Raw genomic sequence first — 22,189 nt, 5'->3', positions numbered from 1 at the left:
GTATTACTTGTACATGGTCTGATTCTTGGTCCCCGGCGCGTACTCGCGCGGGTCGACCCAGATATTCACGATCGCCGAGCGGCCCGTACGATGAATCGCTTCGCGAGCGCGCTGCAATGCGCCGGCTATCTGCGCCGGGTCGCGCACTTCTTCGCCATAGCCGCCGAGCATTTCCGCGAACTTGCTGAACGGCACGTCGCTCAACAGATTGCCGACATTGCCGCGCGCTTCACCGTACTTCGCGAGCTGGCCGTAGCGGATCTGGTTCATCGCCGAGTTGTTGCCGATCACCGCGAGATACGGCGCGCCGAAACGGTTGGCCGTTTCCATGTCGAACGCCGTCATGCCGAACGAGCCGTCGCCGTAGTAGCACAGCACTTCTTTGTGCGGATGCGCGAGCTTGGCGGCGAGTGCGAAGCCGGTGCCGACGCCGAGCGAGCCGAGTGCGCCCGGGTCCATCCATTGCCCCGGGCGGCGAGGACGCACCGCTTGCGCGGAAATCGTGACGACGTCGCCGCCATCGCCGATGTACACGGTGTCGTCTGAGAGGAATTCGTTGAGTTCGTAAGCGACGCGATAGGGATGGATCGGCGTGCTGTTGGACTTGAAAAGCGGCATCAGCTTTTCAGTCGCGACGGCTTCGGCGTCCTGCAACTGCGTCATCCATTTGCGTCGCGCCTGGCGCTTGTCGTCTTTGAGACGGCCGCTCGCCGCCTGCAACACGGCAGCCAGAATCGCGCCCGGATCGCCGACCAGACCAAGATCGATATCGCGGTTCTTGCCGACCGTGCGATAGTCCATGTCGATCTGCACCAGCGTCAACTCGCGGCTAATGCGCTTGCCGTAACCCATGCGGAAATCGAACGGCGTGCCGACAACGATCAGCACATCGGCATTCGCAAAAGCCTGTGAGCGGGTGCGGTCGAAGTGGTGCGGATCGCCCGGCGGCAATAGTCCACGGCTTGCACCGTTGAAGTAGCCGGGAATGTCGAGGCCGCGCAGCAGCGCAATCGCTTCTTCATGCCCGCGCGCGGTCCATACCTGCTGGCCGTACAGAATCGCGGGCCGCTCGGCATTGACGAGGATGTCGGCGAGTTTCTCGATATCGCGCGGATCGCCGATCGATCGGGTCGACGCCCGATAATGGCCCGGCTGCGGCACCACCGCGCGCGTCAACTCCACTTCGCGGTCGAGCACGTCACGCGGAATTTCGAGGTACGCCGGACCGGGCGCGCCGTTGAAGCATTCGCGCGCCGCCATCGAGATCATGTCGGCGACCCGCTCAGTGCTCGGCACGCTGGCCGCGAATTTGGTGATCGGCGCCATGATGTCGACATGCGGCAGATCTTGCAGCGAGCCCATCTTGTGCTGCGTCAGGGCGCCCTGCCCGCCGATATGCAGGACCGGACTTTCCGAGCGGAATGCCGTCGCGGTGCCCGTCACCGCGTTCATGCACCCCGGGCCCGCCGTCGTCACCACGCAGCCGAGCTTGCCGGTCTGCCGCGCGTAACCGTCCGCTGCGTGCGCGGCGACCTGCTCGTGGCGCACGTCGATGATGCGAATCCCTTCGTCGACACAACCGTCGTAGATATCGATGATGTGGCCACCGCACAGCGTGAAGATCGTGTCGACCCCTTCGTTTTTCAGCGCTTTGGCAACCAGATGGCCACCCGAGACGACACCGGCATTGCGGGTCTTCTGCTTGAGCGTGTCTTCGGCCGTCGTGCTGCCTGTGGCGGGATTTAGGGATGGAACAACTGCGGACATGGTCGTCTCCAAGTCAATCGGTCGTTGCAACGGCCGCTCTTTTGATATATCACATACCATATTTTGTGTGCCGTCAAGCAGAGCTTATCCCGTACTGCAAAAACGACAGCTTTCGAGCGACGAGACGGTGAACACTCACGGATATGAGTCGAAGACGCCGGCTGGACACGGCATTGGGGAGACGATTCTGGTGGTGCAGCGTTGAGCCATTTGCTTGCCAGCCTCGCCAGACGCATGCCGGTCGGAAAAGCAAAAAGGCCTGCGGTGATGACATCACCGCAGGCCTTTTTGCATTCGTGGCGCCAATCAGGCGCCTACGCAACCATCAATCCAGAAAATCGCAATTCGCTTCGACGAACGCCGCCAGATCGAGCGAATGCTGGCGAGTCAGGCGCTCAGCCAGTTCAGTGTCGCGCTGCTCCAGCGCCTCGATAATGCGCAGGTGGTCGACGATCGAACGCGACGCGCGGTCGCTCTGCGAAATGGTCATGCGGCGAATCGCCCGCACGTGGATGAAGATGTTCTTGATCGTGTCGAGAATGATCTGCGACTTCGACAACTCGACGATCGCCTGATGAAACGCGATGTTGGCGTCGGAATACTCGGCGATGTGCTCGGCCGGCGTGGCGTCGCGGAAATTGTCGAACATGTGCCGCAGGCGGGCAATTTCCTCGTCCGTGGCGTGCAACGTGGCCAGACGCGCCGCCATGCTTTCGAGCGCGGCCCACATCTGGATCATTTCAACGATCTCACGCTTGCTCTTGCGCACGATGTAGATGCCGCGCCGCGGCACCATGCGCAGAAAGCCCTCCTGCTCGAGCAGTGTCATCGCTTCGCGCACCGGCGTGCGGCTCACGCCCAGTGATTCGCTCAGCACGCGCTCGTCGAGGCGGATTTCTTCGCGAGTCTGGTAGATATCCGCGTCGGCAATGGCCTGGCGGAGCATGGCATACGCCTGGTCGCGCAAGCTCGCGCTCACGCCGATCGGCTGCAATGACAACATCAAGGGTGTGGCCACTGCTTCAGTTTGAAGTTCTGACGACATTCATCGCCTCTTGTTGAACATGTGCCCGATACGGCGCCGCCGCAGCCATGCCGCTATCTTGCTCGCCCAGGCCGACGAACCTGCCATGTTGCGCTGCAAGTTGCGCAACCGGCTGCGGGATCCAGCGGGTCAGCAGGACGGTGGCGGCAGAGCCTAACCCAACGACAGCAACGGCAAGCAGCGCGAGAGGAACAAATTCCATTTGTAACTCCGAATGATTGAATGAACAGATAGCTCAATCATATGCTGCAATGCCGCAACAATCAATATTCCGTATGTAGTATATCAGCCGATGTTGTTGTTTTTAGGTTTGCATGCTCAAGGTAGCACGGGCGACCCGCGAGCGGTTCCTCTACCTGTCCAAACAGACGAGGCTCGGTGTAAACGCGCAAAACGCGCGCTATTCGCGCAGCAACGTTCGATGATCGCGCAATTTCACCCGAATGCGGATTGTGTCAACCGCTTCACATCATTAACCTTCGGGGAATCCTGTGATAGGCCCGCAGCGGCCACTGCCCAGCATCTGCCGCGCGCGTCCAGACAGTACCCCGAAAGTTCGAAGGAGACATCGTCATGAGTACCACCATCCCCAAAGCGCCGAAAACGGCCATCGCCGACAACCGCACGGCGCGCAGCCGGGCACGCAAAGCGGCGCTCGGCAGCTTCATCGGCGCCGTGGTCGACTGGTACGACTTCCTGCTGTACGGCATTGTCGCCGCGCTCGTCTTCAACGCCGAGTTCTTCCCCAAGGTCAGCCCGGCGATGGGCACGCTCGCCGCATTCGCGACCTTCGGCGTTGGCTTTCTGTTCCGGCCGCTTGGCGGCTTCGTGTTCGGCCACTACGGTGACCGGCTTGGACGCAAGCGCATGCTGGTCCTCACGGTGATGATGATGGGCCTCTCAACCGCCGCGATCGGCCTGCTGCCAGCCTTCTCCAGCATCGGCTGGTGGGCGCCGGTGCTGCTCGTCACGTTGCGCGCGATCCAGGGCTTCGCGGTCGGCGGCGAATGGGGCGGCGCGGCGTTGATGGCGGTCGAAAGCGCGCCGGAGAAGAAGAAGGCGTTCTACAGCAGCGGCGTGCAGGTCGGCTATGGCGTGGGGCTGGTGCTCTCGACCGGCCTTATCGCGATCATCAGCCGCTCGATGGACAACGCGTCATTCCTGAGCTGGGGCTGGCGCCTGCCCTTCCTGTTCAGTGTGGTGCTGGTGCTGATCGCGCTGTGGATTCGCTCGAGCATGGAAGAATCAAAGGAGTTCGTCGAGAAAGTCGGCGAGCACGGTGAACGCAGCGTGCGGCTGCCGATCGTTGAGGCATTGCTGAAGCACCCCAAGGCTTTCCTGCTGATCATCGCGCTGCGGCTTGCCGAATTGTTCACGATGTATATCGTGACGGCGTTCGCACTGAACTACTCGACGGCGAATCTGCACATGCCGCGCGAGTTCTTCCTCTCGATCGGCCTGCTGGTCGGCGCGGTGAGCTGCGTGACGATCCCCTGTTTCGCGTGGCTTGCGGACCGCTTCGGCCGCCGGCGCGTGTATATCATCGGTGCGCTGATCGGTACGTTCAGCGCGGTGCCGTTCTTTCTCGCGCTCGAAGCCCGCTCGACGGTGTGGATCGTGATCTTCGCCGTCATGCTCGCCAACGTCGCCCACGACATGGTCGTGAGCGTGCAGCAACCGATGTTCACCGAACTGTTCGGCACCGAGTATCGCTATAGCGGCGCGGGCGTCGGCTATCAAGTGGCGAGCGTGGTCGGCGGCGGCTTCACACCGTTTATCGCGGTGGCGCTGGTCAGCTTTGCCGGCGGCTCCTGGCATCCGGTGGCGGCCTATCTGGCGATCGGCTGCCTGATCTCGGTGCTGGTGGCCGCGAAGATGAAGACCGGGCGCACGGTCGCCTGATTCTTGCCGGTAACGGTTGCGACGGGCCGGCTTGGCGAAAGTGCCAATGCCGGCCCGTTTCTTTTCGGGCTTCGGCTTCGGACTGGCTCGGCCGCAAGAACACCTACTTCATCTTCTTCGCGCTCGGCGCTGTGCTGTACTACCTCGTGCCCGGCTTCGTGGCTTCCGGCCAGATCGCCCTGTTCGTGCTCGCGTACTGCGTGATCCTGTCGATGTACGGTGGCGGCTTCTCAACGGTGCCCGCGTATCTCGCGGACATGTTCGGCACCGCGTTCGTCGGCGGCATTCACGGCCGTCTGCTGACCGCCTGGGCTGCAGCCGGTGTCGCGGGTCCCGTGCTGGTGAATTACATCCGTGCGTATGAAGTGGCGCACGGCGTTGCAAAGGCGGATGCCTACACGATGACGATCCACATCATGGTTGTGCTGCTGGTCAAGCGTGTCGACGACAAGCACCACATGACTGACGCACAACTCGCCAAAGGCGCCTAAGGAGACTCGCATGTCGACCATTCAAGCCGTTCATCCGACCAACAAGGTCAAGCTCGCCGTCTTCTGGCTGTATGTGACGCTGCCGCTGGCATGGGGCGTGATCAATACGCTCTCGCAAGCGATGAAGCTGTTCCGGTAAGTGTTGAACGGCACCCCGCACGATGCAATGTGCGGGGTGGGAAAAAAGCTTATCGACGCGCGCGCGACCGCGCGCGCTCTTACCCTTATTCCCCGGCTACCACTGGTACGCCATGTCGAGCGAGGCAGCCAATCTGCTGCCCACACCGCCCTCAGATCTTCTCGAACAGCACGTCTTGTGCGCCTTCCCACAGCACCTTGGTGCCGAGTTCGCGCAGCTTTTCGCGGCCTTCGACGATGGTCAGGAAGTGATTGCCCGCGAGCTGGCCCATCTTGCTTGCGAAACAGCACGAGCCGTACGCGAGGATGATCTCCGTTTCGCTGTAACCGCCCGGGTAGAACAGGATGTCTCCAACCGACGGGTGGCTCGTGTGATTCTCGAAGCCGACTGCCGCGCCATCGTTTTCGAGTTTGAAGTCGCCAAGCGGAACCCAGCAGCCCTCGCCGCTCCAGCGCACGTGGATGATCTTCTGCCGGTACGGCAGGAGTTTCAGAAAGGCGGCCACCGTTTCCGGCGCGTCAGGATGCGTTTCGGCGGTAAAGACGTGGCCGCAGGAGGTGATTCGAAGTCGGGTCATCGCTAGGTATCCAGTATGACGGGTTGAATGGAATGGTCGGTCAGACGCCGGCTGAGGCCAGGCTGAAGGCGCAACATTCTGTCGGCCGATGCAAGGCTTCGACAGATACAGTTGCCACCCAACTGGTCAGGCCAGTTGAACCAGTGACGCCGACGGTCGTGCATAAAGCAGGCCACCGCACCTCTATCACGAGCGCCGCGACCCTTCGTAAGCCAACAGTTGCAATGGGTGCTGCCGGCCCCTGCTTCATCATATAGTGAGCACGTCGGCTGCAAACCGGCCGGAACACCACCCAGGCCCCCGCGTGCCAGCTCCATCGCCTGTGACGCCACGAAACTTCGTAGTTTGCAAGCGATGCAATGCGCAGCAAACTGCGAAAAGTGCGCAATGCCCGTTTCGGCAATTCAACGGACAGCGAAGCCTGCAACGAAATCGGCATCACCGTGGAAGTTTCACGCGTCACCGCGAACGATCCTTGCCCTCGATGCCCCTGCGGCCGCCTTACTATGCCATGCCACGCGCGGCCAGGCATCGCATAGCCGCCTGGCAGAACAGCGTGTCGTAACCAGCGAATGCCCGCGCGCCGTCAAGTGTCGGCGTGCCGCTCAGGCATCGCATGCTGACGAACCGTTCACACGATCCAGCCGCGCAACCCGACGCTTAGCCACGCAGCCGGTAGGCAAGCGGCGTCACGCGGTAGCCACGCTTGAACTGCACGGAGAAATGACTGGCATTCTCGAAGCCAACCGCAATCGCGATTTGCAGCACCGGCTGATCGGTGGCGCGCAGCAGCCTCGCCGCTTCCTCAAGCCGCAAACGCGTAACGAACTGATGAGGTGTTTCACCGGTCTCGCGGCGAAACACACGAGCAAAATGAAAACTACTTAACCCGGCCTGCGCGGCCAGTTCGCCGATGGCCAGATCGGCGGCAAGATTAGCGCGAATGTAATCGGTTACACGGCGGATACGGCGCGGCACGAGGCGCTCGGGATGCGGCGGCAAGCCGGCCTTGGCGTCACGGCCGCGCGAGTAATGTTGCAACAGATGAGCGGCGAGCGCGTGGGCCAGCGCGTCGACATACAGCCGCGAGTCGGCGGGGTCGCCCGCGGCGCGATGCAGTGCGCCAAGCATCGCGGCGACCAGTGGATCGTGAAACTGCATCGCGTCGCCAAGCGACAGCTCGCGTGAGCCGCCCAGTTCCATCTGGTCGGCGACGCTGTCGATCAGGCTGCGCTCCAGGTGCAAATGGACGGTCGACAGCGGCTCATCGCTGATCGAACGCCAGCGCCACGAGATCGGCACGGGCGGCACGAACCAGACGTCGCCCATGCGCAGGTCGGCGCTCTCCCAGTGCCCATTCACGTTGCGCTCGAGGTGTTCGGCGCCGCTGCCGAGCGTCATCAACGTGACGTCCTGCAGGCCAGGTGCTTCTAACAGTTCCTGCTCGGCCGGTTCGAGATAGGAGCGCAGCACCAGGTGCCGCCACGGGCGATCCACGCTCGACACCAGTTTTTGTCCCGCCATATAGCGGTCGTAGGCAAGCGTTGTTGTCAGCCTTGGAATTTTTGCCATCACGTCTCTTCCTGGGAGGTCCCGTATGTACATGAGCAAACCCTGTCACACCCGCGTCGCCGGTTAGAGGTCAGCGCAAGATCTCAAAAATGATAGCAAGGAACCGGCTACCGTAATATTTGGAAATAGTTAATCATCCAGGTTGTCGTCTTTCACGCGTTTCGAACGCTGGAGCTACCGTTTCATGGAACACGAATGCGATACGCTGCCGCATTGGCTGACTGGCTCGCCGCAAGGCGAAGCCAGCCACGTGTCGGCGGCTTACAACTCTGCGGTTACCGCACAACCGGCTTACCCGGCCGGCACGCGGCAACCCGAGGAATCAGCCCACGCGGCTGAAGCATCCAGGGCATCCGCCCGCACCGCATCAGGCATCGCGCCCGCAGGTTTCCTCACGCTCTTCACTGAGGAGGAAATCGGCACGCCCTCGCCCGCCGCGCGGCGGGCCGCACCCATCATCAGTCCGCTGGTGCGCTTTGGCAGTGCGCAGGACCGCATGGAATTTGTGCGGCGGCGCATCAAGCAACTTGGCTTCGACTCGTTCAGCTATTCAGCCACGCGCACCACCGCGCATCACAAGACGATGTTCGTGCTGACCAGTTACGAGTCGCAGCAATGGCTCACGCGCTATTTCCGCGAGCGTTATTTCGAACTCGATCCGCGCGTCGCGCTGGCGTCGCCGACCGGCATGCCGTTCCTCTGGAACACCGGCGACATGCGCGCCGACCTGCCGCGTGCGCAGATGCGCAGCGAAAGGCTCGGCGGGCTGATCGACATGCTGGAGGCCACCGGCCGCAAAAGCGGGATTCTGACGCAGATGCCGCTGCCCGAGCCGGAGCTGAGCGCAAGCCTGTGCTTCAACTCGGAGATCGGCAACCCGCGCTGGATGACGGAGTCAATCGTGGCCGAGACTTTGATGTTCGCGCACACGATCCACGAATTCATCTGGACGCACGCGAAGAGCGTAATCGGCATCGCGCCCGCGCAGCAGCAGCGCGTCACGCTGAGCGAGTTGCAGCACGCGGTGCTGAAAGCGGTCGTGCAGGGGCAGCGCGACAAGGAAATTGCCTACTTCCTCGGGCTGTCGCCGCATAACGTCGACTATCACCTGCGGCGCTTGCGGCAGTTGTTCAACGTGCGCAATCGCGTGCAGCTGATCAACGTGGCACAGGGGTATGTGACGTAAGGGTGGTTGAAAAAGCACTGCAGCCGGCGCGCTTATCGCACCGGCCGCAGCCTTTAAACTTTAGTGCCGCACTCGCGCCGCCCGATAGGTGGCGCCCAGTCTCAAACGCTGCGCATGGTGCGCAGGCAATCCGCCGCGAGTTGCTGGTAAAGCCGGGTTCCGGACGATTTCGCCACGATCTCGTCTTCGCTCAGGGTGCGCACCACGCGCCCCGGCACCCCGGCCACCAGCACGCCCGCGGGCACCCGCCAATCCTTCTTGACGAACGCGCAAGCGGCCACGATGCTCGCCGCGCCGAGCACGACGCCGTCCATCACGACGGCATGCATGCCGACCATCGTGTTCGGCTCCAGGGTCGCGCCGTGAATGATCGCGCTGTGCCCGACATGACTGTCGACGCCAAGCCGGCAGGTATTCGCCACGCCGGTGTGCAGCACACAACTATCCTGCACGTTGCTGCCACGCTCCACCACCACCGCGCCGAAATCCCCACGCAGGCTCGCATGCGGCCCGATGTAACAGCAAGCGCCCACCGTCACGTCGCCGATCAGCACGGCGCTCGGATGCACGTACGCTGACGGATCGACGCGCGGCCGCTTGCCGTTGAACTCGTAGAGCGCCATCGCGCCGCCGTCCCGGTTCAGCTCGCGTCTGCGAGCACGTGATAGTCGTCCGCGCCCCAGTACGCACGCATGCGCACAATCTTGCCGGCAGCGTCGAAGTCCATCACGTCAGTCACGTCGATGTGCGCGGGCCGGCCGTCCTGCCCCGTGATATGCACGCGAAAGCTGATCGACGCGCTATTGCCGTGCGAGCCGCGCGGCGGCGCCATCAGTTCGAGCCGCGCGCCAACCGTCGTCGCGTACGTATAGAACGTTTCGATCTCGCTTTTGCCCTCTTTCAAGGGCGTGCCAACCGGGTCTTCGACGCTCGCGTTATCGGCGAACAGCGCGACGACGCGTGCAGCGTCGGCCGCATTGAACGCCTCGATATAGTCGACGAGGCGGGCCTTCATGTTTTCGCTGGTATTCATCTGCTCTCCTAGCGTGCGGTGTAGCCGCCGTCGATCACCAACTCCGCGCCGGTCACATAGCGGCCGGCCGGCGACACCAGATACAGAATGCCGGACGCGATATCCTGCGGATCGCCAATTTTCGCGAGCGGCACCAGCGTTTTCATATGCGCGAAAATCTGCTCCGGGTCACCGAGCTTTGCGAACGCCTCTTCCAGCAACGGCGTGCGGATAAAACCAGGATGCACGGAATTCGCGCGGATATTCTGCGTGGCATACAGCATCGCTTCGGTCTTCGCCATCAGCCGCACTGCACCCTTCGATGCGTGGTACGCCGGCACGTCCGGCCCGCCGACCAGCCCATACATCGACGACAGATTCACGATCGAGCCGCCGCCCGCCGCCACCATGTGCGGAATGGCGTACTTGGTGCAGAGGAACACGCCCGTCACATTGACGTCGATGACTTTCTGCCATTGCTGCAGTGTCATTTCGTGCGTCGGCAGATTCGCACCTTCGATCCCGGCGTTGTTCACTAGCGCGTCGAGGCGTCCAAAACGTGTGGCGATTTCGTCGAACACGCGCTGCACGTTGTCTTCCTGTGTGACGTCCATCTTCCAGAACGCCGCGCGGCCGCCCGACTCATTGATCTCGGCGACCAGTTGCCCGCCCGGTTCCGTCAGCACGTCGAGCACCGCGATCGCCGAACCGGCCGCCGCCAGCGTGCGTGCCGTCTGCGCACCGATGCCGCGTGCGCCGCCGGTGATGGCGGTCACTTTGCCGCTCATGTCGAACAGTTGATGGGGAAATGTCATGCCGTCTCCGTCTTGGTGTAGTTGGGTTTTATGCGGTGCCTCACCGTGGACCGGTCGCACCGGACACGCCGGTCATGCCGGCCGCGCCGCATCCGAAGCATGCCTCAAGTGGCATGCCGCTCCGCGAGAAATTCCAGACATTCGCGATTGAAATATCGCCGATGCTCGACCATCACCCAGTGGCCGCAGCGATTCATCAGGACAAAGCGCGTGTCGGCGCAATGCTCGAGAAAACGCATGGCGCCGCTGGCCGGATTGAACCGATCGTCCGTACCCCAGAAACCCAGCACCGGGCATTTGAGTTCACTGAGGCGGTCGGTCAGATTGGGCACGCGCATCGTCGACAGCACTTCCGGCGGCTGCTGCTCGCACACGCTCAGACGCTCTTCGACCAGCGCGTCCGTGACGAGGCTGCGATCGAACACCAGCAGTTCGAGCAATTGCCGCATCGTCAGACGATTCATCTGGCGGTTCGTGAAGAGCGACACCATCTTCTGGATGCCCTCCATCTTGAAGTAAGTCTCGCGCTCCTCGACACCGCCCGGCGCCATCATGATCAGGCTGTCGACGTCGTCGGGATAGTCGAGCGCGTATTGCAACGCGATCGCGCCGCCGAGCGAATTGCCGAGCAAGGTCGCCCGGCCGATGCCGTTCGCAACGAGCTGCGCGCGCAATGCGTCGACGAAGAAGTCGAGCGTGTAGTTCACGTCCGCGGGTTTCGACGACGCGCCATAGCCCGGCAGATCGACCACGATTGCCCGATGACCGGCTGCCGCGAACTGCGGGTAGTTGTGCTTGAAGTTGCTGAAGCCGCTCGCACCCGGGCCGCTGCCGTGAATGAACACAACGGGTGCGCCGCTGCCGGCTTCGAAGTGATGCAGCGTCAGGCCGCCGGGGACCTCGGTGAAAATCCCTTTGGGCGCCTGCAGGGTCGGCGGCGCGCTACGTGACTTACCTTGCGCGTCGGCGTGTTGGAACTCGGTGGGCGTTGCATTCATGCGCGCTTGTCTCCTTTGTCGCGCCGCGCTCTTCGACGCGGCAGATTGTGTGAGGGTCGCCAGCGAAAACATCATCCCTTCGAATTCACCGCGGAACATCGTCTTTTCAGACTACGAGGCAGCGCCGCATTTCTCCTACCATCGGCTCCACATGAACAGCGGGAGACAGCGGCAATGACAGGGTTTGATTTCAGCGGCAAGGTGGTGCTGGTCACGGGCGGCACCAAAGGGATCGGCGCGGGCATCGCGCAAGCTTTCCGAGAAGCGGGCGCCACGGTGTATGTATGCGGTCGCACGCCGCCCGCAAGCGTGGCTGTGAACGCCCCGGCAGATTTGCATGATGGCGCCAACGTGGATTCGCCTACGGATTCGCCTACGGATTCGCACGAGGGTTCGCATGAAGATTTGCCCGAGAACGCCCCGCGCTTCATCGCCGCGGACGTGCGCGACATCGACACCATCGACGCCATGCTCGCGCAGATCGAACGCGAAACCGGCCGGCTCGATGTGCTCGTCAGCAACGCGGGCGGTGCGCCGTTCGCGCTCGCTGCGCAAGCCTCTCCGCGCTTCACCGAAGCCATCATCCGCCTGAATCTGCTGGCGCCGCTGCAGATCGCGCAACGTGCGAATGCGCTGATGCAACAGCAAGCGGAAGGCGGCGTCCTGCTGTTCATCGGCAGCGTGAGCGGTTTGCGGGCGTCGCCGGGAACAGCGGCCTATGGCGCAGCGAAAGCCGGCCTGCTGAATGCGGTGCGCTCGCTCGCGGTGGAATGGGCCCCCAAGGTTCGCGTGTGCGCGGTGAGCCCGAGTCTGGTCGAAACCGAAGCCGCCACGCGCGGCCACACGGGGTCGTCCGCGGCAGACGGCGAGGCCGCGCTCGACAACATCACCGCGACGATTCCCGCCGGCCGGCTCGCGAGACCCGGCGATATCGCGTCCGCGTGTCTGTTCCTCGCCTCATCGCACGCCGCCTATGCATCGGGCAGCAACCTGATTCTCGAAGGCGGCGGCGAAGTGCCCGCCTTTCTCGCCGCCACCGACCTGCACAAGGCGTTCACCACCACGCCATAGACGCAGTCACACGCGCACACCTCGCATCCCCTGGGGCAAGCGACTAGTCCGTTTTGACGATTCTCGCGCCGCACGTGCCCCCTAACCTCTGATCACAACAAATTTCAGAAGTGACCACAGAGGAGACGGAATGCAGATCAACGGAACACAAGAGCGCGCACCCGCACTGCGCGCGGTGTGCGCGGCATGCAGATTCGCCGTGCTGGCAGCGGCGTCGGCAGCGACGATGACAACGTTCGCCACACCGGCTTACGCGGGCGACACAGTGAATCTCGGCACGGACACCACGCTCGATTACAACTTCACGCTCGGCTATGGCCTGGGGATGCGCACGCGCGCGCCGAGCGGCAATCTGCTGACGCCCGAAAACATCAACGGCGATGACGGCGACCGCAACTTCGCGAAGAACAAGCTGATCGAGAATCAGGTGAGCCTGCTCGGCGAAGTGAACCTCAAGCACGACGACTGGGGTGTCTTCGTGCGGGCCAACGTGTTCTACGATCAGGCCTACCAGCACCCGAACGACAACAACGCGCCCTTCACCGTCAACCATAGCGGCCCGTACAACCAGTTCACCAGCGACGCGAGCTACTTTGCCGGCGGATCCCCGCAGTTGCTCGCAGCCTACGCGTACGACACGATTCACATCGGCGGCACGAGTCTGAACGTCAAGGTCGGGGACCAAGTGGTCGCGTGGGGCGAAAGCGTGTTCTTTCCGAACATCGCGGGCGCTCAGGGACCCGCCAATGCGACCGCTAGTTATGTGGCCGGCGCGGAGGTCAAGGACATCCTGCTGCCCGTTCCGCAGATTTCGACCCAGTGGCAACTCGCACCGAATTTCAGCCTGCTCGGCTATTACCAGTTTGCGTTCGAGCCCAACCAACTCGTGCCGCCCGGCGCTTACTGGAGCTACTCGGATGTCGTCGGACCCGGCGCGCAATACATCATCGGGCCCGGCGGCATCAAGATTCCGCGCGGCAACGACATCCGGCCGAACGGCGACGATCAGTGGGGCCTAGGTGCACGCTGGCGCGTCTTCGGCGACACCGAAATCGGTGCGTACTACCTGCACTACAACGACATGAACCCGAGTGTCGTGACGACGTATTTCCCGTCGCTGCAGTACCAGGAGAAGTACTTCGACCACATCAAACTCACCGGCCTGAGCTTCTCGACCGATCTGAACGGCGTGAACGTCGCGGGTGAAACATCGTACCGGCAAGGCGCCGCGGTGCTCGTGAACACACCCACGGGTACGCAGTCGACGCGCGGCGACGTATGGCAATCGAATCTCTCGGCGATCTATTCGATCGGACCGACCTTCCTTGCCGCATCGCAAACGCTGGTGGGTGAAATCTCGTATGTGCACGCCGGCAACCTCACGCCGATTATGGGCTCGACGACGCTCGCCAACACGCGCAACTCCGCCGCCTTCGAGGTGGCATGGACGCTCAGCTACAAGAACGTCTTCAATGGCTGGGACCTCGACGTACCGCTCACCTATGCCGACGACTTCACCGGCCAATCCGCGCTATCCGGTGCACTGGGTTCATTGACCGGCGTGGGCGACCACCGCGTGACGGTCGGTGTCAACTTCACGCGCCTGAGCAACCTGAAACTCGGGCTCGTCTACGCGAAGTTCCTCGGCAACCCGAACCCGGTTAACCGGCCGCTCGCCGATCGCGATTATGTACTCGCCACGGCAACTTACTCGTTCTGATGCCGCAACGCGCCCTGCGTTCCGGGCGCCTTGCAGCCTGCATCACCCTTTGAATCAGCCGTCTTATTACTGCAAGAGGATTTGGTCATGAGTCGAATTTTCAATCCCGTAGTGCGCGTCTGCGTGTTCGCGGCAGGCGCCGCATTCGCCGCCGCACTAGGCGCGCCATCGTTCGCCAAAACCAGCCCGGAAGATATCGCCAAGCTCGAAGGTCCGCTCACGCCGATGGGCGCCGAGCGCGCGGGTAATGCCGACGGCACGATCCCCGCATGGACCGGCAAATGGTTCGGCACGCCGCCGGGCGTCGACTACAAACCGGGTCAGCGCTTCCCCGATCCGTACGCAAGCGAGAAGCCGCTCTTCGTGATCACGGCGCAGAACATGCAGCAGTACGAAGCGCGTCTCACCGACGGCGAGAAAGCTCTGCTCAAGAAGTATCCGGATACCTTCAAGATTCCGGTCTATCCGAGCCACCGCGATTTCAGCTATGGCGAAGCCGTGTACAAGGACATCCGTCTGTACGCGCCCACCACCACGATGACGAAAGACCAGAACGGCCTGAAGGATTTCCCGCCGGTCAGCCCGTTCCCGGTGCCGAAGAGCGGGGTCGAGGCGATGTGGAATCTGCGCTTCGCATCCGCGATCGAAGGCGAAACCGCGACCTACGACCAGGCCGTGGTCTACCCGGACGGCAATATTGCATGGGGTAAGGTTCAGTACGCGATCTACGGGCCGCGCAGCGGCGCTCCCTTCGATCCGAAGAACCCACTGGACGCGAAGAGCTTCTTCCGTCAGACCACCATGCTGCCGCTATCCGATCGCGGCACGATCATCACCGGCTATGAGATGTGGGACCAGGAAGGCTCCGACACCCGCCGCACGTGGTCCTATAACCCGGGCACGCGGCGCGTGCGTCAGGCGCCTGAGTTCGGCTTCGATCAACCGGAAGGTCCTGGCGGCTTTCGTACCGTCGACGACGACCGCCTCTTCAACGGCTCGGGCGAACGTTACGACTGGAAGATCCTCGGCAAGCGCGAAGTGTATGTGCCGTACGACAACTACAAGCTGATGGACCCGTCGATCAAATACACCGATATTCTGACCAAGGGCCATGAGAACACGCAGTACATGCGCTTCGAACTGCATCGCGTGTGGGTGTTGCAAGCCACGCTCAAGTCCGGCTATCGCCATCAATACGCGAAACGGGTGTTGTATCTCGACGAGGACACGTGGAACGCAGTCACCGCCGACAACTACGACGCACGCGGCACACTGTGGCGCACCAACCTCGCCCCGACCCTGTACGCGTACGACGCCAAATCGTTCTACTCGACCTCCGTGTTCTATCACGACCTGATCTCCGGCGCCTATTACGCGGACCGTCTGTCGAATCAGGAATCGATGCCGGTGCTCACACGCGGCTCGCAACTGACCGAAGCGTACTTCTCGCCGGATGCGATTCGCGGCGCGGGCAATTGATTTCGCAGCGCCTCGATTGAAACCACGGCCGGGGACGGATTCAGCGTCCGCCCCGGCGCTTTTCCCTTTCTATTTGCGGTCGCCATGACTTCGACACTTCACACCACCCTCGGCGACGAGCTTTACCACGCATGGCGCGAGCGCGCGCCGATTGCACCGTTCTCGGCGCGCGCCGGCGGGTTGTCGCTCGCCGACGCCTACCGCGTTCAGCAGCACTTCGTCGCACGCCGCATCGAAGCGGGTGAAACCATCGTCGGCAAGAAGATCGGCGTGACGAGCCAAGCCGTGCAGGACATGCTCGACGTGCGCCTGCCCGATTTCGGCGTGCTGCTTTCCGGCATGCACTACGTCGCTGGCGAGGACATCCCGATCGAGAAGCTGATCGCGCCGCGCGCGGAAGGCGAAATTGCGTTCTATCTGAAAGACGATCTGCGCGGACCCGGCATCACGCGAGAGGTGGTACTTGCCGCCACCGAAGCGGTCGGCGCGTGCTTCGAGATCGTCGATTCGCGCATCCGCGATTGGGCGATCCGCATCGGCGACACAGTGGCCGACAACGCGTCATGCGGCGTCTACGTGCTAGGCGATGAACGCGTCGCCCCACACTCACTCGATCTCGCCGCTTGCCGCATGACGCTCGATAAGAACGGCACGCGTGCGGCGGAAGGGGTCGGCGCAGCCGCGCTGGGTCACCCGGCCGATGCGGTCGCATGGCTCGCGAACACCCTAGGCGAACTCGGCGTGCCGCTGCTCGCCGGAGAAGTCGTGCTGTCGGGTTCGCTGGCGGCATTGATTCCAGTTGTTCGCGGCGACCAGTTGCACATGCAGATTGAAGGCATCGGCAGTTGTTCCGTGCGCTTCATCTGACCGTTTGACCGTCTTTTCCTTGAGGAAGCATTCAATGAGCAAGATCAAATGCGCGTTGATCGGGCCCGGCAATATCGGCACCGATCTGCTGTACAAACTGCGCCGCAGCGCGGTGCTCGAACCCGTGTGGATGGTCGGCGTCGACCCGGACTCGGACGGCCTCGCGCGCGCCCGCGAAATGGGCCTGAAGACGACGGCTGATGGCATTGACGGCCTGCTGCCGCATCTGGCCGCCGACGATATCCGCATCGCCTTCGACGCCACTTCCGCCTACGTGCACCGCGAGCATTCCGACAAGCTGACCGCGCGCGGCGTGCGCGTGATCGACCTGACGCCCGCCGCGATCGGTCCGTTCTGCGTGCCGCCGGTCAACCTTGCCGCGCAGATCGACCAGCAGGCGATGAACGTCAACATGGTCACGTGCGGCGGCCAGGCCACCATTCCGATGGTGTACGCGGTGTCGCGCGTGCAGCGCGTGGCGTATGGCGAGATCGTCGCGACCGTGTCGTCGCGTTCGGTCGGCCCCGGCACGCGCAAGAACATCGACGAGTTCACGCGCACCACGGCGCAGGCGATCGAACAGGTCGGCGGCGCGGCGGTGGGCAAGGCGATCATCGTGATCAATCCGGCCGAACCGCCGCTGATCATGCGCGACACGATCCATTGCCTGACCGAGACCGATCCGGACGTCGAGGCGATTACGGCCTCCGTGCACGCCATGATCGAGGAAGTACGCCAATACGTGCCTGGGTACACGTTGAAGAACGGCCCCGTGTTCGACGGCCGCCGCGTGTCCGTATTCATGGAAGTTGAAGGCCTCGGCGACTATTTGCCGAAATACGCCGGCAATCTCGACATCATGACTGCGGCCGCTGCGCGCACCGCCGAACTGTTTGCCCAACAGATGCTTGCCGCATCGCCTGCCACCGCGTGAGGAGCCGACTATGTCTTTAGCAGGAACCCGCATTACCGTGCACGACATGACGTTGCGTGACGGCATGCATCCCAAGCGTCACCAGATTTCACTTGAGCAGATGTGCTCGATTGCGCGCGGGCTCGACGCTGCCGGCGTACCGTTGATCGAAGTGACCCACGGCGACGGTCTGGGCGGCGCATCGGTCAATTATGGCTTTCCGGCACATACGGACGAAGCGTATCTGAGCGCTGTGATTGCGGAAGTGAAACAGGCCAAGGTATCGGCGCTATTGCTGCCGGGCATCGGCACGGTCGACCATTTGCGGCTCGCCCACGAGCTTGGCGTGCATACGATTCGTATTGCGACGCATTGCACGGAAGCCGATGTGTCTGAGCAGCACATTGGTCTTGCCCGCAAGCTGGAGATGGATACGGTTGGCTTTTTGATGATGGCGCATATGTCATCGCCTGAGCAGCTCGCAAGCCAAGCGAAGCTGATGGAATCGTACGGTGCCAACTGCATCTACATTACGGATTCAGCGGGTTACATGTTGCCTGATGACGTGACGGCACGCATTGGCCTTGTGCGTGCGGCGTTGAAGCCGGAGACGGAACTTGGCTTTCACGGGCACCACAATCTGGCGATGGGGGTGGCCAATTCGATTGCGGCTATCGCCGCGGGGGCCAATCGGATCGATGCCGCCGCGGCCGGTCTTGGGGCTGGCGCCGGCAATACGCCGATGGAGGTTTTTGTCGCGGTGTGCGAGCGGATGGGGATTCAGACTGGTGTGGATGTTTTTAAAATTTCGGACGTTGCGGAAGATCTCGTCGTTCCGATTATGGATGCACCGATCCGGATTGATCGCGATGCGTTGACGCTTGGGTATGCGGGGGTTTATTCGTCGTTTTTGCTGTTTGCCAAGCGGGCTGAAGCGAAGTATCGGGTTCCGGCGCGGGATATTCTCGTGGAGATGGGGAGGCAGCGGCTTGTCGGCGGGCAGGAGGATATGATTGAGGATACGGCTATTACTCTTGCCAGAGAGCGGGGATTAAGAGTTTAGGTTGTTTTTGCCTGCGCGGCGCTTTTTGGCTGTATGCCTACGGCGTTGGTCCTTGCTTTGGGTTTTTTGCCCGCGCGGCGCTTGGTTTCTGTGTGCCTATGGCGTTGGCCTTTCCTTGCTTTCTTATCGGTTTATTAGCGTTGCCCCTGTACGGGGCGGCACTTACTTCTCTTTGCCGGCCGCAAAGAGAAGTAAGCAAGAGAAAGCGGCTCAAACCGCCAGCTCATAAGCGGGTCCCCCGCGCAGCCACGGTAGTGGTGCATCTGGAATCTGTGTCCTCGCACATTCGGCGCCAGTGACAAAGGAGTCATACTTCCGGCGGCGCTGCGCGCGCCGAAGAGTACTTCACAAAACCATCCACTACGTTTTGGCTCTCGCATTTTGCCCAGTACAGTAACTCGCCATCTCCTGCCGAGTGCCGGTGCCGGTGCCGGTGTCGATGTCAGTGCCGGTGTCGGTGTCGGTGTCGATGTCAGTGCCGGTGTCGGTGTCAGTGCCGGTGTCGGTGTCGGTGTCGATGTCAGTTGCACTGCCACCGCCACCGCCAGTGCGACTGCGACTGCGACTGCGACTGCGACTGCGACTGCGACTGCGACTGCGACACATCGACATTTTATTAGAGGTGGGTGTTTATCCATTAGTGCGGGGCGCTTTCGCCGAGGCGAAGCCGACGACCCCCACTACGCCCGAACGAAGCCAAGGGTTTGCATGATGAACCCTTCCGGCGAGCACGCAGTGTGAGGTGGGAAGTATGACGGCTTTGTCACTGACGCCGAATGCGCGAGAGCTCAGATTCCAGATGCACCACTGCCACCTCCGAGCCAGGGGACCCGCTTAAGTGTTAGCGGTTTGAGCCGCTTTCTTTTGCCTACTTTTCTTTGCGGCAGGCAAAGAAAAGTAGGTGCCTGCCCCGCACAGGGGCGACGCTAATAGACCAATATCAAATCAAGGAGAGGCCAACGCCGTAGGCACACAGAAACGAGCGCCGCGAAGGCAAACAGATCAAGGAAAGCCCAACGCCGTAGGCAAACAGCCACCCAAACCGCCGAGCAGACCCACCCCCAAAACACTAAAATACAATCATGAACCTGAAAACATACAGAACCGCGGCACTCGGTGCCTTACTCGCAATAGTAACCATCACCGCGACAGCGCAGCCCGCCGCAACAGGCAAAGCCAAACCCAACACCGACACCGTCATCCAGATGGAAAAAATCCAAAACACCCGCGACCTAGCGGGCCTAACCACCACAGATGGCCGGCAAATCCAGCCCGGCCGCCTCTTCCGGAGCGGCAACCCAGCCTTCGCCACACCGGCCGACATCGCCAAACTCAAGGCGATGCACCTCGACGTCATCCTCGACTTCCGCGCAGAAAGCGAAAAGAAACCCGCCGAACAGGACTTCGCCACCCAATTCCCCTGGCAAGCCGACCCGATCCTCGCCGGCAACCTCTCACCGGAAGCCGTCATCCCCATGCTCAAGCGCTCGACACCCGCGCAAATGCATCAATTCATGGTGTCGCTCTACCAGCAATTCCCAAGCACCTATCAAGCCCAATTCGCCCGCTTCCTCAAGCTCGCCGAAGACAACAAAACCATCCTCTATCACTGCACCGCAGGTAAAGATCGCACAGGCTTCGCGACCGTCCTGCTGCTGTCCGCCCTGGGCGTCGATCGCGCAACAGTAATTGCCAATTACCTGGAGTCGAACCGCTACAACGCCGCAGGCAACGCACAAGCGACCGCGCAGTTGCAGAAGATCGGCGTCGCGCCCGATGTACTGGCACCGCTGCTCGCCGTCGACCCGGATTACATCGGTGCAGCCATGCAAGTCATCGATCAGCAGTACGGCGGGATGCAACACTACCTCGTCGATGTGCTGCACGTGAACGTGGAGAAGATCCAGCAGAACTATCTGGAACCGGCGACACACGCTGCGGCGACGAACCCGTAAGCGCTAAAGGCGTTGATTGACCCGCCTTGATTGACCCAATACGCGCGCTTCACGCCGCGACTCGCCTCGCCTGAAAAACAAAACCCCACGATCCGAAGAACATGGGGTTGGTCAGCAATCCAAAGGCGGTGCATGCGCCGCCTTTTCAACCGCTTTATCCCTCGAACACGTGCCGCAGCGGCGGCGGTTCCCCTCCCTCGCGCACATTGATCTCCACCACCTTTCTCGCAACACTCGACGGCCTCACGTCCGCCGTATCGACGTAAAACTGCGAGTACCAGTCACGCATCTGATACAGCGGCCCATCGCCCTCGCACAAAAGCGGATTGTCGATGCGCGTCTTGCTGTCCCAGATCACCACGTCTTCATAAAACGCGGCCTGCGCCTGCTTCGAATACGCACGCGCAATCTCCATGTTCTGCTCTTCCGACAAGCCCGGCACCTTCTTCACCATCACGCCGTAACGCAACTCGAAACTGTTCATGTCGGTCGGCACATGGCAGTTCAACAGAATCGAATGAATCGGATGGCCACCGCTCTGCCCCGTCATCTCGGTGATGTGATACGCCGGTCCAAAGTAGGTGGACAGCGCGATCAGCTCGTCGTCGCCAAGGCGCTCACTGCGGCCCACCAGCAGTTGCGTGGCCTTGTGTCCTTCGAACAGATTCGCGAAGTAATCGACCGGGGCGCCATGCACGGTCCCAAAGTGCGCCATGTCCGAGATGTTGTCGACCAGTTCGCGGCAGTTGGTGTCGATCTTCATCAGGTCGACCACCCAGTCCGACCATTCGTCGGAGAAACACGCATCGATACGGGGAATGGTCACTTCTTCAGGCGGCGGATTGCCCTCGGGGTCGTGCCAGATGAACAGCAACTGGTTCTGTTCGCAGGTCTGCCATGTGCCGATTTTAGCCTTCGGCGGAATCCGCTTGCAGTATGGAATCGATTGGCAGTTGCCCTCGCCGTCCCACTGCCAGCCATGAAACGGACACACCAGCGTGTCGCCGTCCACGCGGCCAGTGCTCAGATCGCCGCCCATGTGCGGGCAAAAGCCGTCCACGACGTTCACGCGCCCCTGCGAATCCATGAACGCAGCAAGGCGCTGGCCGAAAATGTTCAGCGTGTGCGGCTTGCCATCCTTGTAATCGCTGGCAAGACCAAGACAATGCCAGCCGCGTGCATATCGCTGCACCAGCGGCTGCGCTTCAATTCTGTAGGGACGTGCGGACATCTCTTATCTCCTCCAATGGAAAAGACGGCGCTTCTGAATAGCCGCCGTCATCAGTGTTGTTTCGAAGCGCGCAGACCTTCGCGCTCACGCCTGACGATAGACGTGGCGCACCTCACTTTCATCGTCCCGACGGACTAGTGTGATGCGTCACAAATAATGCAACTTAATCGCGATTTGTGAGTCTCCATGTACATGGAGGGAGAACTCATGAGAATCGCGGCGAAAGTTGAGCTGAGCGAAGCACAGCGCAAACAGTTGGAGACGTGGGCTACCGGCCGGACGATTCCGGTTCGACTGGCCGAGCGCGCCAAGATGATTTTGCTCGCAGCGCAGGGCAAGACGGACAAAGAGATCGGTGCGGACCTTGGTATCTGGCGAGGCACGGT

21 protein-coding genes and 1 pseudogene are annotated in these 22,189 nt (G+C 61.8%); 12 read left to right on the top strand and 10 right to left on the bottom strand.

The features are described from left to right. Positions 1-3: 3 nt before the first annotated feature. The 3 genes from GNZ12_RS24895 to GNZ12_RS24885 all read right to left on the bottom strand — a co-directional run bounded on the left by GNZ12_RS24895 (position 4) and on the right by GNZ12_RS24885 (position 3,014). The gene (locus GNZ12_RS24895; RefSeq protein WP_172314662.1) at positions 4-1,767 is read right to left on the bottom strand and encodes a thiamine pyrophosphate-binding protein; all 1,764 of its coding nucleotides are present in this window, start codon (positions 1,765-1,767) and stop codon (positions 4-6) included. Positions 1,768-2,092: 325 nt separating this feature from the next. Further along, positions 2,093-2,812, bottom strand: coding sequence for a GntR family transcriptional regulator (locus tag GNZ12_RS24890; protein ID WP_172314660.1), 720 nt, complete (start codon positions 2,810-2,812; stop codon positions 2,093-2,095). Continuing rightward, a complete protein-coding gene (locus GNZ12_RS24885; RefSeq protein ID WP_074288239.1) occupies positions 2,790-3,014 on the bottom strand; it encodes a hypothetical protein in 225 nt (74 codons plus the stop codon). Before GNZ12_RS24885 ends, GNZ12_RS24890 begins: the two co-directional genes overlap by 23 nt. A 371-nt stretch (positions 3,015-3,385) precedes the next feature. Here GNZ12_RS24885 and shiA point away from each other — a divergent pair, with 371 nt between their 5' ends. The 3 genes and pseudogenes from shiA to GNZ12_RS24870 all read left to right on the top strand — a co-directional run bounded on the left by shiA (position 3,386) and on the right by GNZ12_RS24870 (position 5,344). Then, on the top strand, positions 3,386-4,714 hold the full coding sequence (gene shiA / locus GNZ12_RS24880) for a shikimate transporter (protein WP_172314659.1): 1,329 nt from the start codon (positions 3,386-3,388) through the stop codon (positions 4,712-4,714). 68 nt (positions 4,715-4,782) lie between these two features. Beyond that, positions 4,783-5,205: pseudogene (locus tag GNZ12_RS24875) on the top strand (MFS transporter); the annotation flags it as partial. Positions 5,206-5,215: 10 nt separating this feature from the next. Beyond that, positions 5,216-5,344 carry an MFS transporter small subunit gene (locus GNZ12_RS24870; RefSeq protein ID WP_172314657.1) on the top strand — a complete coding sequence of 43 codons (129 nt, stop codon included), beginning with the start codon at positions 5,216-5,218 and terminating at the stop codon, positions 5,342-5,344. Positions 5,345-5,495: 151 nt separating this feature from the next. On the opposite strand, the gene GNZ12_RS24865 is transcribed toward GNZ12_RS24870, so the two are convergent. Then, complete coding sequence (locus GNZ12_RS24865; RefSeq protein WP_172314655.1) at positions 5,496-5,921, bottom strand: DUF3830 family protein; 426 nt, start codon at positions 5,919-5,921, stop codon at positions 5,496-5,498. A gap of 660 nt (positions 5,922-6,581) precedes the next feature. Next, positions 6,582-7,493 carry an AraC family transcriptional regulator gene (locus GNZ12_RS24860; RefSeq protein WP_172314653.1) on the bottom strand — a complete coding sequence of 304 codons (912 nt, stop codon included), beginning with the start codon at positions 7,491-7,493 and terminating at the stop codon, positions 6,582-6,584. Positions 7,494-7,677: 184 nt separating this feature from the next. On the opposite strand from GNZ12_RS24860, the gene GNZ12_RS24855 reads away from it, so the two are divergent. Further along, positions 7,678-8,679, top strand: coding sequence for a helix-turn-helix transcriptional regulator (locus tag GNZ12_RS24855; protein WP_172314651.1), 1,002 nt, complete (start codon positions 7,678-7,680; stop codon positions 8,677-8,679). A 101-nt stretch (positions 8,680-8,780) separates the two neighbouring features. Here the strand turns inward: GNZ12_RS24855 and GNZ12_RS24850 are convergent, their stop codons facing one another. The 4 genes from GNZ12_RS24850 to GNZ12_RS24835 form a co-directional block, all read right to left on the bottom strand. Further along, positions 8,781-9,302, bottom strand: coding sequence for an acyltransferase (locus tag GNZ12_RS24850; RefSeq protein ID WP_172314649.1), 522 nt, complete (start codon positions 9,300-9,302; stop codon positions 8,781-8,783). 17 nt (positions 9,303-9,319) lie between these two features. Beyond that, positions 9,320-9,712: a nuclear transport factor 2 family protein gene (locus tag GNZ12_RS24845; RefSeq protein WP_074288247.1), complete on the bottom strand. Its 393-nt coding sequence runs from the start codon at positions 9,710-9,712 to the stop codon at positions 9,320-9,322. 8 nt (positions 9,713-9,720) lie between these two features. After that, on the bottom strand, positions 9,721-10,506 hold the full coding sequence (locus GNZ12_RS24840) for an SDR family NAD(P)-dependent oxidoreductase (RefSeq protein ID WP_172314647.1): 786 nt from the start codon (positions 10,504-10,506) through the stop codon (positions 9,721-9,723). Between the two features lie 104 nt (positions 10,507-10,610). Next, positions 10,611-11,504 carry an alpha/beta fold hydrolase gene (locus tag GNZ12_RS24835; protein WP_172314645.1) on the bottom strand — a complete coding sequence of 298 codons (894 nt, stop codon included), beginning with the start codon at positions 11,502-11,504 and terminating at the stop codon, positions 10,611-10,613. Between the two features lie 174 nt (positions 11,505-11,678). On the opposite strand from GNZ12_RS24835, the gene GNZ12_RS24830 reads away from it, so the two are divergent. The 7 genes from GNZ12_RS24830 (at position 11,679) to GNZ12_RS24800 (ending at position 20,572) form a co-directional block, all read left to right on the top strand. After that, complete coding sequence (locus tag GNZ12_RS24830; RefSeq protein WP_172314643.1) at positions 11,679-12,575, top strand: SDR family oxidoreductase; 897 nt, start codon at positions 11,679-11,681, stop codon at positions 12,573-12,575. A gap of 130 nt (positions 12,576-12,705) precedes the next feature. Continuing rightward, on the top strand, positions 12,706-14,295 hold the full coding sequence (locus GNZ12_RS24825) for a DUF1302 domain-containing protein (RefSeq protein ID WP_172314641.1): 1,590 nt from the start codon (positions 12,706-12,708) through the stop codon (positions 14,293-14,295). 87 nt (positions 14,296-14,382) lie between these two features. Next, positions 14,383-15,774 (top strand): DUF1329 domain-containing protein, encoded by a 1,392-nt coding sequence (locus GNZ12_RS24820; protein ID WP_172314639.1) that lies wholly within the window; start codon positions 14,383-14,385, stop codon positions 15,772-15,774. Positions 15,775-15,858: 84 nt separating this feature from the next. After that, complete coding sequence (dmpE, locus tag GNZ12_RS24815) at positions 15,859-16,641, top strand: 2-oxopent-4-enoate hydratase (RefSeq protein WP_172314637.1); 783 nt, start codon at positions 15,859-15,861, stop codon at positions 16,639-16,641. Between the two features lie 34 nt (positions 16,642-16,675). Further along, on the top strand, positions 16,676-17,575 hold the full coding sequence (locus tag GNZ12_RS24810; RefSeq protein WP_172314635.1) for an acetaldehyde dehydrogenase (acetylating): 900 nt from the start codon (positions 16,676-16,678) through the stop codon (positions 17,573-17,575). Positions 17,576-17,585: 10 nt separating this feature from the next. After that, complete coding sequence (dmpG, locus tag GNZ12_RS24805) at positions 17,586-18,617, top strand: 4-hydroxy-2-oxovalerate aldolase (protein ID WP_172314748.1); 1,032 nt, start codon at positions 17,586-17,588, stop codon at positions 18,615-18,617. 1,082 nt (positions 18,618-19,699) lie between these two features. Beyond that, a complete protein-coding gene (locus GNZ12_RS24800; protein ID WP_235993870.1) occupies positions 19,700-20,572 on the top strand; it encodes a tyrosine-protein phosphatase in 873 nt (290 codons plus the stop codon). A 154-nt stretch (positions 20,573-20,726) separates the two neighbouring features. On the opposite strand, the gene GNZ12_RS24795 is transcribed toward GNZ12_RS24800, so the two are convergent. Then, the gene (locus tag GNZ12_RS24795) at positions 20,727-21,803 is read right to left on the bottom strand and encodes a Rieske 2Fe-2S domain-containing protein (protein ID WP_172314633.1); all 1,077 of its coding nucleotides are present in this window, start codon (positions 21,801-21,803) and stop codon (positions 20,727-20,729) included. A 207-nt stretch (positions 21,804-22,010) separates the two neighbouring features. Between GNZ12_RS24795 and GNZ12_RS24790 the strand changes: the two genes are divergently transcribed. Continuing rightward, on the top strand, positions 22,011-22,189 hold a 179-nt coding region (locus GNZ12_RS24790), incomplete at its 3' end, for a helix-turn-helix domain-containing protein (RefSeq protein WP_235993871.1).

Source organism: Paraburkholderia solitsugae, from assembly GCF_013177695.1.
Classification (GTDB): domain Bacteria; phylum Pseudomonadota; class Gammaproteobacteria; order Burkholderiales; family Burkholderiaceae; genus Paraburkholderia; species Paraburkholderia solitsugae.
Note: the sequence above shows the minus strand (reverse complement) of the source record. Positions and strands in the feature narration are given on the sequence as shown.

Coding starts and splice junctions, on each gene's coding strand:
- GNZ12_RS24895 (WP_172314662.1), bottom strand. CDS start 1,767: ATGTCCGCAGTTGTTCCATCCCTAAATCCCGCCACAGGCAGCACGACG.
- GNZ12_RS24890 (WP_172314660.1), bottom strand. CDS start 2,812: ATGTCGTCAGAACTTCAAACTGAAGCAGTGGCCACACCCTTGATGTTG.
- GNZ12_RS24885 (WP_074288239.1), bottom strand. CDS start 3,014: ATGGAATTTGTTCCTCTCGCGCTGCTTGCCGTTGCTGTCGTTGGGTTA.
- shiA (WP_172314659.1), top strand. CDS start 3,386: ATGAGTACCACCATCCCCAAAGCGCCGAAAACGGCCATCGCCGACAAC.
- GNZ12_RS24870 (WP_172314657.1), top strand. CDS start 5,216: ATGTCGACCATTCAAGCCGTTCATCCGACCAACAAGGTCAAGCTCGCC.
- GNZ12_RS24865 (WP_172314655.1), bottom strand. CDS start 5,921: ATGACCCGACTTCGAATCACCTCCTGCGGCCACGTCTTTACCGCCGAA.
- GNZ12_RS24860 (WP_172314653.1), bottom strand. CDS start 7,493: ATGGCAAAAATTCCAAGGCTGACAACAACGCTTGCCTACGACCGCTAT.
- GNZ12_RS24855 (WP_172314651.1), top strand. CDS start 7,678: ATGGAACACGAATGCGATACGCTGCCGCATTGGCTGACTGGCTCGCCG.
- GNZ12_RS24850 (WP_172314649.1), bottom strand. CDS start 9,302: ATGGCGCTCTACGAGTTCAACGGCAAGCGGCCGCGCGTCGATCCGTCA.
- GNZ12_RS24845 (WP_074288247.1), bottom strand. CDS start 9,712: ATGAATACCAGCGAAAACATGAAGGCCCGCCTCGTCGACTATATCGAG.
- GNZ12_RS24840 (WP_172314647.1), bottom strand. CDS start 10,506: ATGACATTTCCCCATCAACTGTTCGACATGAGCGGCAAAGTGACCGCC.
- GNZ12_RS24835 (WP_172314645.1), bottom strand. CDS start 11,504: ATGAATGCAACGCCCACCGAGTTCCAACACGCCGACGCGCAAGGTAAG.
- GNZ12_RS24830 (WP_172314643.1), top strand. CDS start 11,679: ATGACAGGGTTTGATTTCAGCGGCAAGGTGGTGCTGGTCACGGGCGGC.
- GNZ12_RS24825 (WP_172314641.1), top strand. CDS start 12,706: ATGCAGATCAACGGAACACAAGAGCGCGCACCCGCACTGCGCGCGGTG.
- GNZ12_RS24820 (WP_172314639.1), top strand. CDS start 14,383: ATGAGTCGAATTTTCAATCCCGTAGTGCGCGTCTGCGTGTTCGCGGCA.
- dmpE (WP_172314637.1), top strand. CDS start 15,859: ATGACTTCGACACTTCACACCACCCTCGGCGACGAGCTTTACCACGCA.
- GNZ12_RS24810 (WP_172314635.1), top strand. CDS start 16,676: ATGAGCAAGATCAAATGCGCGTTGATCGGGCCCGGCAATATCGGCACC.
- dmpG (WP_172314748.1), top strand. CDS start 17,586: ATGTCTTTAGCAGGAACCCGCATTACCGTGCACGACATGACGTTGCGT.
- GNZ12_RS24800 (WP_235993870.1), top strand. CDS start 19,700: ATGAACCTGAAAACATACAGAACCGCGGCACTCGGTGCCTTACTCGCA.
- GNZ12_RS24795 (WP_172314633.1), bottom strand. CDS start 21,803: ATGTCCGCACGTCCCTACAGAATTGAAGCGCAGCCGCTGGTGCAGCGA.